Raw genomic sequence first — 13483 nt, 5'->3', positions numbered from 1 at the left:
CACCAGTCCGGCATGACGACGCATCCCGACCGCCTTCCCGCGCTGCGTGCGCAACTGTCCGCCACCAACCTCGACGGCTTCATCGTGCCGCTGACCGACGAACATATGAGCGAATATGTCGGCGGCTATGCGCAGCGGCTGGCGTGGCTGACCGGGTTCGAGGGATCGGCAGGCAGCGCCGCCGTGTTGATGCAGCGCGCGGCGATCTTCACCGACGGCCGCTACACGATCCAGGTGCGCGAGCAGGTGTCGGGCACCGACTGGGATTTCGTCGGCGTGCCGGAACACAGCGTCGCCGGCTGGCTGGCCGATCATGCGCCGCAGGGCGCACGGATCGGCTACGACCCGTGGCTGCACACCCGCGCCTCGATCGTCGATCTGCACGCGGCGCTAGGGCGGGTCGATATCACGCTGGTGGCGGTCGATGCCAATCCGATCGACGCGATCTGGCATGATCGCCCTGCCCCGTCCGCCGCCGAACTGACCGTCCAGCCCGATACCCTGGCCGGTGTGTCCTCCGCGGCCAAGCGCGCGGAGGTGGCCGACTGGCTGGCCCGCGAGCGCGCCGACGCACTGGTCGTGCCGGCGCTCGAGTCGATCGCCTGGCTGTTCAACGTGCGCGGGCGCGACGTCGCGCGCACGCCGGTCGCGCTATCCTATGCGATCGTTCACGCCGACGGCACCGCCGACCTGTTCGTCGCGCCGGACAAGGTCGGCGCGGCGGTGCGGGAGCATCTCGGCAATGCCGTCCGGCTTTGCGACAGACACGCCTTCGCCGACGCGTTGCGCGGCTTTGCAGGCCGCACCGTCGCGATCGATCCGTCACTGGCCGTCGCGGCGATCTTCGATGGCGTGGAGGCCGGCGGCGGAACCACGATCGCGCGGCGCGACCCGACGATCGTGGCCAAGGCGTGCAAGAACCCGGTGGAGATCGCCGGGCACCGCGCCGCCTCGCTCCGCGACGGGGCAGCGGTGACGCGGTTCCTGTGCTGGATCGCCGACGCGGGCCCGCGCGGGGGCCAGACCGAATTGTCGGCGGCGGCGCAGTTGCTTGCGCTGCGCGAGGAGGGTGGCATGCTCCGCGACCTGTCGTTCGACACGATCTCCGCAACCGGCCCGAACGGCGCGCTGCCGCATTATCATGTGACCGGGGAGTCGAACCGGGCGATCGAGCCGGGACAATTGTACTTGATCGATTCGGGCGGGCAGTATGACGACGGCACCACCGACCTGACGCGCGTGGTTCCGATCGGCGCCCCCACGCCCGAAATGCGCGATCGCTACACCCGCGTCCTGCAGGGCCATATCGCACTCGCCACCGCGGTCTTCCCCCACGGCACGACCGGCGGGCAACTGGATGCGCTGGCCAGGGGGCCGCTGTGGCAGGCGGGGCTGGATTACGCCCACGGCACTGGGCACGGCGTCGGCAGCTTCCTGTCGGTGCACGAGGGTCCGGCGCGGATCGCCAAGCCGAGCTATCCCGGCGGCGGCCCGTCCGAGCCGCTGCGGGCGGGCATGATCCTGTCGAACGAACCGGCTTATTACAAGGCAGGCGCGTTCGGCATCCGCATCGAAAACCTGCTGCTGGTCGTCGCGCGCGCGGTGCCGGAAGGCGAGGCCGAGATGCTGGCGTTCGAGACGCTGACGCTCGCTCCGCTCGACCGGAACTTGATCGACGCGGCGCTGCTGACCGAGCGGGAGACGGCGTGGGTCGACGATTACCACGCCTGGGTCCAGGGCGCGTTGTCGCCGTTGCTGCCCGATCACGATCGCGCGTGGCTGGCGACCCGCTGCGCGCCGCTAGCCGGTTGATGTCAAAGCGTGTCTTCGCGCTTCTGCGCCGCGCCGGCGGATGCCTCCGCATCCCCGGCGCGCGCCTGCTCCTTGCGTCGGCGCAGGTTGGCCCTCAACTGCGCGGCCAATCGCGCGGCGCGTTCGTCCCGATCGGTCATCGCGAATATGCACTACGCTTGCCGAACAGCCTTGACAACGGCGGCGACGTCGGCTCTTAGGCCCGCTCCCGCGGTGACGCGAGAAGTGCTGCCGTAGCTCAGTGGTAGAGCGCATCCTTGGTAAGGCTGAGGTCGTGAGTTCAATCCTCACCGGCAGCACCATTTTTTCTCAACATTACCGTCATTTGGCGGAAGCAGGCCTCGAAAGAGGCTGCTGACTATGGGTTGAAGCGGGCCATTGTCAGCAAAGTTCGCCGCTGGCGGGTTTTGGCCCCGTCGCCGGCGCTTATCCGGTGCCGCGCGCACCGAGTCTCTCGGCCAGAAAATCGACGAACACGCGCACCCGCGCCGGCATGGTCGATCCGCCGACGAACAGGGCATGGAGCGGCTCACGGTCCTGCGGGTTGTACGCTTCCAGCAGCGGCACCAGTCGGCCTGCGGCAAGGTCGTCCTCCACCGCGAACCGCCCGACCCTCGCGATACCGACGCCGGCGCGCGCGAGCTGGGCAAGCGATTCGCCGTTGTTCGCCTCGATCTGGCCGGTCACCGCCAATGCCCGGTCTCGTCCGTCTTCGCGGAACGGCCAGCCGGGTTCGGCGCGGCGGAAATTGAAGCTCAGGCAATTGTGCGCGAGCAGGTCGTCGGGAACCTGCGGCATGCCGTGCCGTTCCAGATAGGCGGGAGAGGCGACCACCACCCGTCCCGTCTCGCCCAGCTTGCGCGCGGTAAGCGGACTGTCGGCAAGCTGGCCGAAGCGGACCGCAACATCCGCCTGCCCGGCAAGCACGTCGACGATCCGGTCCGACAGGTTCAGGTCGACGAGGATCCCCGGATAGCGCACGGTGAAGTCGCCTAGCAGCGGCACGATATAGAGGCGCCCGTGCGCCAGCGACGCTGTAACGCGCAGACGGCCGCGCGGGGACGCCTGATCGGCGATGGTGCCTTCCATTTCCGCCAGATCGGCGAGGATGCGGCGGGCAGCGCGCAGATACGCCTCGCCCTCCCCGGTTAGCGCCAGCGCGCGCGTCGTGCGGACCAGCAGCCGCACGCCCAGCCGTGCCTCGATCCGCGCGACGATGCGGCTGACCGCCGACGGTGTCAGCCCGAGCGCCCGCGCCGCCGCCGACAGGCTGCCCTGCGCCGCGACGCTGGCGAACACCGCCATCTCTCCCGATCGACCGCCGACGTCCATCTGTGACTCCGAAGCAAAGCTGCTGGTCCCATTCTCCGTCTACCGACCGGACACGCAAGCCATCATCTCGGCGCGAGCAATAAAGGATCGTCCGTCATGCGCCTCAATCTCCCCCTGCTCGCGCTCGCAACGGGCGCATTCGGCATCGGCGTGACCGAGTTCGCGCCGATGGGCATGCTGCCCGGCATCGCCAGCGATCTGGGCGTGTCGATCCCCGCCGCCGGGCTGCTGGTCAGCGCCTATGCGATGGGCGTGCTGATCGGCGCACCACTGATGACGCTGACGACGGCAAGGATCGACCGGCGGACGTTGCTGGTCGGACTGATGGGCATCTTCACGCTCGGCAACGCGCTGTCGGCGCTGGCGGACGGCTATTGGACGCTGATGATCGCGCGCGTCGTCACCTCGTTCAACCACGGCGCGTTCTTCGGCGTCGGATCGGTCGTGGCGGCCGGGCTGGTGCCTGCGGACAAGCGCGCGGGCGCTGTGGCGGCGATGTTCACCGGGCTGACGGTGGCGACGATCGGCGGCGTACCGCTCGCAACATGGGCTGGCGAAGTACTGGGATGGCGCACCGCCTTCGCCGGGATCGCCGGCGTGGGGGCAGTGGCGATGCTGTCGCTGCGGCTCGCGCTGCCGTCGCTACCGGTCACGCAGAATAGCGACATGCGGGCCGAGCTGCGGGTTCTCACGCGCGGTCCGGTGCTGGCGGCGCTGGCGCTGACCGTCGTCGGGGCGAGCGCGATGTTCACGGTCTTCACCTACATCGTGCCGATCCTGCGCGAGGAAACGCAGGCCTCGACCGGCTTCGTGACCGCGATGCTGGTGCTGTATGGCATCGGACTGACGATCGGGAACACGCTGGGCGGGCGGCTGGCCGATCGATCTATCGAGCGGACGTTGGTGGGCAGCTTCGCGGTGCTTGCCGCGGCGCTGGTGGCATTCGCCGGCGTCATGCACTGGCCGTTGCCCGCCGCGGCGGCGATCCTGATCTGGGGCATTGCCAGCTTCGCGATCGTGCCGCCGCTACAGATGCGAGTGATGGAGGCCGCCGCCGACGCGCCGAACCTCGCCTCGGCGATGAACATCGGCGCGTTCAACCTCGGCAACGCGATCGGCGCGGCGCTGGGCGGCGGGGTGATCGGGGCGGGGCTGGGTCTGCCGGCGGTATCGCTGGCGGGCGCGGCAATGGCGGCGGCGGCACTGGTCATGCTGATGGCGGTCGGGCGGCGGCGGAGGGCTGTGTCGTGTCCTGCCTGAAGCATGCGTCGATATAAGCGCAGCCCGAGCCATCATCCCACGCCCGGCAAGATTTACCGACGACCGAAGGCGGCAACCCCGCCGCTGGCGTCATGGGCGATCGTTGCGGCATAACCCAGGATGATGCCACTTCCCTCGAGCCGGGCAATCCGGGCCTGTATGGCGGTCCGGGACAGGTGAGTTGCCGCGCCAGTGCGACCGTCGACTGGCGGGCATCACGGCGCAACAGCGATCAAGACGGCGTGGGCATTCCCGTCAATTTGAAATCCGGGAAGCGGCTCTCACGAGTGGCGGGGGCCGATGCGGTTAGATGCCGGCGCACGGCATCACTTGACCGGCCGGCAGAGCTCGTGGAGTCACGTGAAGAACGCACGAGGCCTATTACCCCTCTGTGTCGACGGCTGACCTGAGGGGGCAATGCGATGTTCATCGTTGCGGCAGTGACAATCGTGGTGAGCGCATCGATCACGCGGCAGGGATCGCCTCGTAACGCGGCAACGCACGACTGTCTGGATCATGGTGCGATACCGGACGCTGCCGTTGATCCGTCCGGCCTCCTTCCCGTCGCAGGTGGGGGGCTGTGCAATCGACGGCCGATCAGATGAAGATGGTATCACCCCGTCTGGCTGCGATTGCGCTGGTGGCTGCCTGTTCCGGCACCGCGACGGCGCAGACGGTACGCCCGGTCTATCGCGAAATCGGCGACTGGCTGATCGCCTGCGATAACACGCGTGGCTGCCTCGCGCGGCACGCACCGGATCCGGCCCAGGAGCGTGCAGAGGTTGAGCCGGAGAATATCGGCATGGACATTGTCCGGCAGGCTGGACCGAACGGCGCGATCACGGTGCGGGCGTGGGCCGACCGCCCGCTGGACCCTGCAAGATTCCACGCATCCGGCGCAGCGCCGCTTTCCCGCCTGCCGTGGCGACCGGGCGACGACGGGGAGAACGCCACGCTTTCGGGTGATCCGGCGCGTCGTTTCATTCGCGCCATCGTCGACGCGCCGCGGCTCATGCCGGGTTCGACCGGCACGGCTCATCTCTCGTTACGGGGACTGGCGGCGGTTCTGCTGACGATGGATGAGGCGCAGGGCCGGATCGGCAACGCCAGCGCGCTGATGCGTCCCGGTCCGGCCCCTGCGAGCGCAACGCCGCCCCCGGCTCCGCGTCCAATCGTTCGGACGGGACCGCCTGCTCCGCCACTGAGGAACCAGAAGGCGCTGGTCGCGGCAGTGCGGAAGTTCCACTCAGGCATTTTCGCGGGACATGAATGCGACCGTGAGCCGGATGGCGAAGATGCCGCCTATCCGTTGACGACATCGGACGCGATCGTCGTGCTGGGTTGCAGCCGGTACGCCTACCAGACCTCCGTACTCGTATTCCGCACCCCCCGTGATCGGCCCTCTGCGGCGATGTTGCTGAAGCTACCCGATCCCCCGGCAGCTCCACCGGCCGATGACGACAGCGTCGGCGAGTATATCGAGGGCGCCTACGATCCCGATTCTCGCATTTTCAGTGAGTTTTCCAAGGGACGGGGCATCGCCGATTGCGGCAGCGCAACGGAATGGGCGTTCGACGGCAGGGTCTTTCGCGTCTCGGCGTTCCGGTGGCAGGCGCGCTGCGGCGGTACGATGCCGGGAGACTGGCCAGTGCTCTATCGTACGCGGCGATGATCCGGATCCCGTCGCCGCCGCCGCTCTGCCGGATGAGCGCAAGGCGGATCATGACCGGCGCAGAGACACGCTGGCCTTGCCGGAGCACTTCGATCGCCCAGGGCGTCTCCTTTTCCAACAACCTCTGGCCCGCCGGAGACCTGGCTGGAGCGACATGTGGCAAACTGGATGAGTGAGCCGGCACAGAAATTCATGGTTGAGACGCTGCTGTTTCTCGTTGGCCTGCTCGTGACCTTCGGTTTGCCATGGCTCGTATGGCGCTGGCTGCGATCAGGTCGACCGTCGATCACGCCGTTGCCGATCATCGACGACGGTGACGGTCGGAAGATCGTGCCGCTGATCGCCACCTTCAACGGATTGCGGAGCCTGCCGTGGATCGGGTTGGCGAGCAACAATCTCAACCCCAAACTCGTCATCGGATCCGACGGCATCACCTATCGGATCGCAGGACTGCGGTTCAGGCGGTGGGATGAAATCATCCAGGTCGATGTCCGAAGCGCCGGATCAACGGTGAACCTGAGCTTCGCCTTTCGCGACAGCCTTCTTACCTTTGATGCGAACGTGGGCAGCACCATGCTGGCGGCACAGACATTGGCGTTGTTGCCCGATCATATCGCGCTGACCGATCGGGCAAGGTCGCTGCTCGCGGAAAAAGGCCGATGCCAAATCGCCTTTCCCGCAGACGCCCCTCGGCCGTGACGACATCCGGCCATTCGGGAACGCGCTGGCCGCGCAACCGGAACACAGCCTCTTGCGCCTGACACGCCTTAAACCGGACCTGCACCGCAAGCCGGAATATGTCGGCCGCCGGTCGCCCCGCACAGGTCGGGTCGGTTCAACGGCATCGCTCCTGCCCGATCAGCCCGGTTCGCCCAGGCTGCCCGCCGTCAGGCCGTTCCCCTCGATCACCAGCGCCAGCCCGATCGCGTTGCGCCGCGCCGCTGGTACATCGACCTCCAGCGCCGCCGCCGTCCGCCGGAAGGTCAGAGGTGTATCGTCGCCCGGGAACGTCACTCGCCTCACCTCGCCGCGTCCGATGGGCGTACCACTGCCGAGCAGCGACAGCCGCACGACGCCGTTCTCCGGCCATCCGAGCACGAGCGCGTGCACGGCCGCACCCTTCCGGACATAGCGGATGTCGCGCGCATTATATGGCGATACCGGCCCGCCTTCGGCAAACATGCCGGATGCGGGCCGGGTCGGCCCCTCCCCGTGCAGCCGCCACGGCCGGCTGCCGTAAATCGCGCTGCCGTACCGCCCCATCCAGGCGGCGATGTCCTCGACGATCCGTTCCTCCTTCTCGTCGATGGATCCATCCCCGCGCACGGGAACGCTCAGCAGCAGGTTGCCGTTCTTCGACACGACGTCGCACAGGGTGTGCAGCACGGTGGCGGCGCTCTTGTATCCGTCGCGCTCGTACAGCGCGCGGTCGTAATGCCAGTTTCCCAGGCAGGTATCGGTCTGCCAGGGATAGGTCTCGATCTGCGACTTGCCGCCGCGCTCGACATCCTCGACCAGCCCCATGCGCTTTTCGGCCGGCACCATCTTGACGTTCAGCACCGCTTCCAGCCTGCCTCCGTTCCAGGCCCGGCTGGCGTTGTAGTAATGCGCCGCCATTTCCAGCCCGACCTGATTGAACGGAAGGTCGAAATTATCGAGATAGATGAGGTCGGGTCGGTATTTGTCGACCAGTTCGCGACAGCGCAACGCCCAATTGCGGACGAAGGCCGCCGCTTCAGGAGGTGCCCATTCGGTCCAGATGCGATCGGTCCGCTCGTGAACGGCATTGGCTTCCTGGATCGTCCGGATGCCGTCGGGCAACGGCATCGTGCGGCCGGTGTAGAGCGCCTGCGGATCGAGCCCCTCCCATGCCTTGCCACGGCCCGCCGCGGCAGTCAGGCGATAGGCGTCGTAGCGCTCCCCGGCACGCGGCCCTTCGGGATCGTAGCCGTATGCGCTCTGAAACCAGTGCCATGCGTGAGCGCTATGGTTCGAAACCCCGAAACGCAGGCCGCGCTCGCGCGTCAGCTTCTCCCAGATGCCGATGATGTCCTTTTTGGGCCCGATCCGCGTCGTGTTCCACGAATGATGACTGGACGCATAGGTATCGACATTGTCGTGATGGTTGGCCAGCGCGACGAAGTACTTCGCGCCGGCGCGTTTGTAGAGGTCGAGCAGGCGCGCGGGATCCCAGCGCTCGCCTTTCCACTTGGCGACGATCTCGATGAAGCCGACGTCGGCGGGATGCCCGTATTTCGCCAGATGCGCCTTGTTCGCGCGAGAGCCTTGGAGATACATGTCCCTGGCGTACCAGTCGCCTTCCTCCGGAACGCACTGTGCACTCCAATGCGCCCACATCCCGAATTTCGCGTCGCGGAACCAGTCGGGCGCGCGATAGCCCGCGACCAGCGATGGCCAGTCGGCCGTGAAAGGCTGCGTCGGACCGCGGGCCTGTGCGATCGCCATGCCAGGCATCGCGACGTTGATGCCGGCCATGCTCCCCGCCAGACCGAAGGTGGATAGCGCGTCTCGACGGTTCATGGTCATCGCTTAGATCCTGTCGTTTGTTGTCCCGGGTGCTCCCCGACCATCGGGGAAAGATGCGGTCAGAACCGGAGATGTACCCCGGCGGTGATACGTCGACCGATCTGCGATTGGATGCGGGCCAGCCCGAAATTGTTCTCCGTCTTCTGCAATGCGTCCAGCAGATTGGTTACGTCGGCGCTGAGTGAAACCGCCGGCGTGAGCTGATAGCTTAGCGATGCATCAAGTTGCCCGTACGCCGGCACAAACGAGCCGTCACCGAAGAAATTACCGTCCCCCGACGAGTACTCGCTACGATAAGTATAGCTTCCCCGCAACCCCAAGCCGTATTTCTCAAAATATCCGCCGACGTTATAATTGTATTTGGAAACTCCGTTCAACGGAGCATTCGGCCCTCCCTCGAATTGCGGAACCTCGGGTGCGTCGATGTAGGTGAAGCTTCCGAACATGCCAAAACCGTCGAATGCGTCACCGATGTAGGCGAGCGGTATCTGAGCGGCGATTTCGGCGCCCTTGATATCGGCCGATGCGAGATTCAGCGGTTGGTTACGTCGAAACACCAGCGTTTGCGTACCGCCGCCTCGCAACTGAGCAGTAAGCGTCTGGGTTACTTGCCCATTGATGATATAGTTGGTCAGGTGCTTGTAGAATACCGCAGCAGAGAGCAACCCCTGCTTGGGCAGATAATATTCGAGCGACAGATCGGCCTGATCCGAGAGATAAGGCTGAAGCGCGGGGTTGCCGGAATTGATGCTGCGCACATTCGCGTTCACGCTGGTGCCCGCCGACAGGCTGCCAAGCCCGGGTCGTCCAATGACGCGAGCCAGTGCACCACGCACGATCAGATCGTTCGCCAATTCGTACTTCAGGTTGAAGCTAGGCAGGAAATAGTCGTAATCGCCCTTGACCTTGGTCGGCACGCCGGTCGGAACGGTGGTGAAGACGCCGCCCGGTTCGATGATGATCCCGTCAAGGTCGGGCACCAGCCCGTTCGACACCGTCTGCGTGGTGACGTAGCGAACACCCAGATTGCCGCCAAGTCGCCCGTCAGCCGAACCGAAGCCGGCCTGCACATAGGCCGCCATCGTTTGCTCCCCGACATCATAGCCGCTGCCCGAGACGACTTGCGGCGGCACCGCGCCGATCACCGTCGAATAGGGAATGATACCGTAATAGGCGTTGAGATCGGTAACCAGGTAGCTGCCGGGATAATACGGGATCTTGGTGTCGAACGAGACGGGCTTCAGGATAGCGCCGGCGTTCACGGCACCGCTGGCACCCTCGACGTTCGGCACCAGCGCCAGCTTCCCGCCCGATAGCCGCGCAAGCGTCGCTGCGTTTGCGCTGGAACGGACATCGACCGACGTATTCTGGCGGTCGCCATAGTAAAGCCCGGCCTTCAACGACTTCAGGAACCCGTCGCCGATGGTATATTCCGCGTCAAGACGGCCTTCGTAGTTCCGGTCCGAATTGCGACCGCCGAAGAAATCCTGCGACAAAAGGAAGAACGTCGACGGATCGAGGGGATCGTAGCCGGCACCATAGGTGACCTGCGGCGGACTGCCCAGGCCATCCGGGTGCGCGATCGTGCCGACCCCGCGGGAGATCGTCGCGAAACCATTGTTCAGGCTGTCGGTCGTCGACTTGAAGTAGCTGGCCTGACCGCTGACCTTCATGTCGCCGTCGGTGATGTCGAAGCCTGCGGCATAGGAATTCAGAATCTTGCGGCTGTCCTGGCTGAACGTGGATGCGCGATGATCCAGGCCGGTTGCGGTCATGGACGTGATGAAACCCTGCGATCCCGAAACGAGTTGCGGCACCAGGCTGGTATCGATCGTACTCGCGGTCACGCCATAGGGCCGGCCGGGCAGTGCCGGAGCGATGTTGGTGAAGCGTGTCGCGTTCTCGTACCACAACCCCTTGTCGCGAAAATCCGAATGGAAGTAATCGGCGAACACATTGATGTCATCGGTCGGCTTGTACTGCGCCGCCGCAACCACCGAGAGCCGCTTGCGGGTTCCGGGAAACGCCTGATAAGCCTGCGCATGGTTGAACGTGTAGGTATCGCCGAAATCGCCATCGCGATTATAGTCGATCGGCGGATTACGCTGCGCCTCGACCCCGGTTTCGGCACCATATCCCTCGTAGGACACGGCCAGATATTTCCGCTGCTCGTAAGCGACGCCGACGTTGACGCCGAAGGTCTTCGATGCGTTGACGTAGTTGGCGAGACCGGCAACCCGCGGTGAAAGCTTCTTCGAATTATCCTCGTAGACGCCCTCGACAGTTCCGTTGAAGCTGGTCTTCCCGATATCAAGCGGATGCGCGGTCTTGACGTTGATCGTTCCGGCAAGACCCCCTTCGATCATATCCGCGGTCGGCGACTTGGCGACCTCGACCGCGCTGACGAACTCCGCGGACAAGGCGGTGAAATCGAATGACCGGCTTCCACCACTGCCCAGCGTACGTCCGTTATACTGCGTGCGGGCGAAATCCGGCGCCAGTCCACGAATGCTCACGGACGAGCCCTCGCCGCGGCTGCGGGTGATCTGAACACCTGTGATCCGCTGAAGGGATTCCGCAAGATTTTGGTCCGGGAACTTGCCGATGTCCTCGGCGGAGATGCCGTCGCTGACGACGTCGGCGCTGCGTTTCTGCTCGTTGGCGAGTTGGAGCGACCGCCGGAAACCGGTCACGACGATATCTGCGGGCTCAGCGTCCTCGGCGGTCCCGCTTACAGACGCCACCGTCTGGGCGGAAGTGCCAGGCTGAACGGCAACCGAAGCCGTCTGGGCCAGCAATTCGAGCGGCCACGCGGCAACTCCCACAAGGAGTGCAACTTTAAGCGCCTGCGCCCCGACCCGACAGAAACCTGTCATCGACTCTCTCCTCCATTTACGGTTTCCACCGCTTATGTCGGACAAATTACGCATGGGATCAGATGTGTCAAATAGAATTTCATCTGATAAAAACTACTTACCAGTGGTAGCGTTATCAGACAGAAAGTCTCCGCGTTGCCGTCGCGCGCTTTCTGGCGTTTGCTGCGTTCAATTTCTCGATCGCATCACTTTCCGTAAATGCGAGCAAGTCGGTTAAGACGCGATCGAGGTGGGCCAGCATGGCGTCCCGTGCGGCGGAGGGATCGCGAGCCTTGATGCCGTTCAGGATCAGGCGATGATCCGTCATGCGGGGTGTGCCGCCGGCGGCGTTGATCCGCTGCAGCATGGCATGGCAAAGAGGCGATCTGCTGCGGACATCCCACAACATCTCGATCATCAAGACGATCGCGTTATTCTGCGTTGCCTTGGCGATAGCCATGTGAAAACTGCGATCCGCCGCCCAGTCATCCCGTCTTGGTTCACGATTTTCCAGATCCATCTCCTCGAGGATCTTGCTCATGTCGTCGATCTGTTCATCCGTGGCTGCCAATGCCGCAAGCGCGGCGGCTTGAACCTCGACGATGCGCCGCGCTTCGGTGAGTTCGAAAGCTCCGATATCGAGCGCGTCCGGCTGCACCTGCGGCTTGGGCGTCGCCCCGATGACGTAGAATCCCGAGCCTTGCCGCGCTTCGACCAGCCCCAGTATCTCCATGCCGATCAACGCCTCCCTAATCGTCAGACGACTGACCAGAAAGCGCTCGACCAGAATGCGTTCTGGCGGCAGGCGGCTGCCGGTCGGGAAAACCCCTGATGCGATTTCCTGCTGCAGGGTGTCAATGACGACCCGGTAAAGCTTCCCCCCCCCGCTAGTTGTCTGACCAGACGGCAGGACAGGACCTGCGGACGTGCGCTTTCCGCTGCGCTTCTCGTCGATGCTCATATCTGACATTACCACAAGGGTGCGCCCTGGTCATCAAGCGGCATGTGGCGCCACTTGCGGAGGTCGCGATCGAGCGCAGGCCGGTTATTGCGGGGCAGAAGGCTTCCCGCGTTGCGGGCACCTGATCCGAAGCAGGCGAAGCGACTGTAAAGACTGGCGTCGTACCCATCGGGCGTGCTTAGACCGTGCAGAACAGGCAAGGATCTGACGTGCCCAGGCGACCCGAAACGGAACGAGCGGACGATCAGGAAGCGCAGCGCTACCGTGCCCCGGCGCTGGACAAGGGCATCGACGTCCTCGAACTGGTGTCACGCGCGCCGACACCGTTAACTCTCAGCGCGATCACCAAAGAACTCGGCCGATCGACCGGCGAACTGTTCCGGATGATCCTGGTACTCGAACGGCGAGGATACATCCGCCAGGTGGACGGCGGCGGGTACGCGCCGACCTCGCGACTTTTTCAGCTCGCCATGGAGCAAGCGCCGATCAAGACGTTGCAGGAATTCGCGCTGCCCTGGATGCGCACGCTGTCGGCCCGGACCGAGCAGAGCTGCCACCTCGCGGTGCGCGCTGGCGGCGACATCGTCATCATTTCGCGAATGGAATCATCGGGTCTGCTCGGCTACTCGGTGCGCTTGGGCTATCGCCGTCCCATCCCGCTCGCGGCATCGGGCATGGTGCTATATGCGTTCCAGCCGTATGACGTGCGGGAGAATTGGGAAAGTGAGTTCCAGCCGGCGCTAAGCGACAACCAGCTGGTACGCTTGCGCCGCGACGCCGACAAAATCCTGCGTCAGGGAAGTTTCCAGCAGAACAGCACCGTCATGCCAGGCGTTACCGACATCTCCGCCCCGATCATGCGAGGCGATCTGGCGACTGCGGCGCTGACGATGCCATTCGTGCGCAAGGCACCGTTACCAGTCGATCTCGATGGTTGCCTGGCGATATTGAAGGAGATCGCACGAGCCATCTCCGCTGAACTCGCCGCGACCGACTACCGCATCTGAACAGACCGTCGCGTCGAGCCGCCCTGATCGATAGAAC

General features: G+C 64.9%; 10 protein-coding genes and 1 tRNA gene. 6 read left to right on the top strand and 5 right to left on the bottom strand.

Going from position 1 to position 13483, the window contains the following annotated elements; translation table 11 throughout:
* Window positions 1-12 precede the first annotated feature (12 nt).
* The gene (locus ASE95_RS11930; RefSeq protein ID WP_056636853.1) at window positions 13-1812 is read left to right on the top strand and encodes an aminopeptidase P family protein; all 1800 of its coding nucleotides are present in this window, start codon (window positions 13-15) and stop codon (window positions 1810-1812) included.
* Window positions 1813-1814: 2 nt separating this feature from the next.
* Here the strand turns inward: ASE95_RS11930 and ASE95_RS18050 are convergent, their stop codons facing one another.
* Window positions 1815-1952 carry a hypothetical protein gene (locus ASE95_RS18050; RefSeq protein WP_200918815.1) on the bottom strand — a complete coding sequence of 46 codons (138 nt, stop codon included), beginning with the start codon at window positions 1950-1952 and terminating at the stop codon, window positions 1815-1817.
* 87 nt (window positions 1953-2039) lie between these two features.
* On the opposite strand from ASE95_RS18050, the gene ASE95_RS11925 reads away from it, so the two are divergent.
* Window positions 2040-2114, top strand: a tRNA-Thr gene (locus ASE95_RS11925).
* Between the two features lie 124 nt (window positions 2115-2238).
* On the opposite strand, the gene ASE95_RS11920 is transcribed toward ASE95_RS11925, so the two are convergent.
* On the bottom strand, window positions 2239-3144 hold the full coding sequence (locus ASE95_RS11920) for a LysR family transcriptional regulator (RefSeq protein ID WP_056636462.1): 906 nt from the start codon (window positions 3142-3144) through the stop codon (window positions 2239-2241).
* Window positions 3145-3240: 96 nt separating this feature from the next.
* On the opposite strand from ASE95_RS11920, the gene ASE95_RS11915 reads away from it, so the two are divergent.
* From ASE95_RS11915 to ASE95_RS17710, 3 genes are all read left to right on the top strand, one after another.
* Window positions 3241-4404, top strand: a complete 1164-nt coding sequence (locus ASE95_RS11915; RefSeq protein ID WP_056636460.1) for an MFS transporter — start codon at window positions 3241-3243, stop codon at window positions 4402-4404.
* A 601-nt stretch (window positions 4405-5005) separates the two neighbouring features.
* Entirely contained in the window at window positions 5006-6076 is a 1071-nt protein-coding gene (locus tag ASE95_RS11910; RefSeq protein ID WP_056636458.1) for a DUF1176 domain-containing protein, read from the top strand.
* Between the two features lie 156 nt (window positions 6077-6232).
* On the top strand, window positions 6233-6775 hold the full coding sequence (locus ASE95_RS17710; RefSeq protein ID WP_156348018.1) for a hypothetical protein: 543 nt from the start codon (window positions 6233-6235) through the stop codon (window positions 6773-6775).
* Window positions 6776-6934: 159 nt separating this feature from the next.
* On the opposite strand, the gene ASE95_RS11900 is transcribed toward ASE95_RS17710, so the two are convergent.
* From ASE95_RS11900 to ASE95_RS11890, 3 genes are all read right to left on the bottom strand, one after another.
* Entirely contained in the window at window positions 6935-8617 is a 1683-nt protein-coding gene (locus ASE95_RS11900) for an alpha-L-fucosidase (protein WP_327196717.1), read from the bottom strand.
* A 65-nt stretch (window positions 8618-8682) separates the two neighbouring features.
* A complete protein-coding gene (locus ASE95_RS11895; protein ID WP_082450107.1) occupies window positions 8683-11553 on the bottom strand; it encodes a TonB-dependent receptor in 2871 nt (956 codons plus the stop codon).
* A 61-nt stretch (window positions 11554-11614) separates the two neighbouring features.
* Entirely contained in the window at window positions 11615-12439 is an 825-nt protein-coding gene (locus ASE95_RS11890) for a FadR/GntR family transcriptional regulator (protein ID WP_082450106.1), read from the bottom strand.
* A gap of 209 nt (window positions 12440-12648) precedes the next feature.
* Between ASE95_RS11890 and ASE95_RS11885 the strand changes: the two genes are divergently transcribed.
* The gene (locus ASE95_RS11885) at window positions 12649-13446 is read left to right on the top strand and encodes an IclR family transcriptional regulator (protein WP_056636850.1); all 798 of its coding nucleotides are present in this window, start codon (window positions 12649-12651) and stop codon (window positions 13444-13446) included.
* The last annotated feature ends 37 nt before the right edge of the window (window positions 13447-13483 follow it).

This window comes from Sphingomonas sp. Leaf231, assembly GCF_001421995.1.
Classification (GTDB): Bacteria; Pseudomonadota; Alphaproteobacteria; order Sphingomonadales; family Sphingomonadaceae; genus Sphingomonas.
The sequence above is the reverse complement of the archived record's forward strand: the minus strand, read 5'-3'. Positions and strand labels throughout refer to the sequence as shown.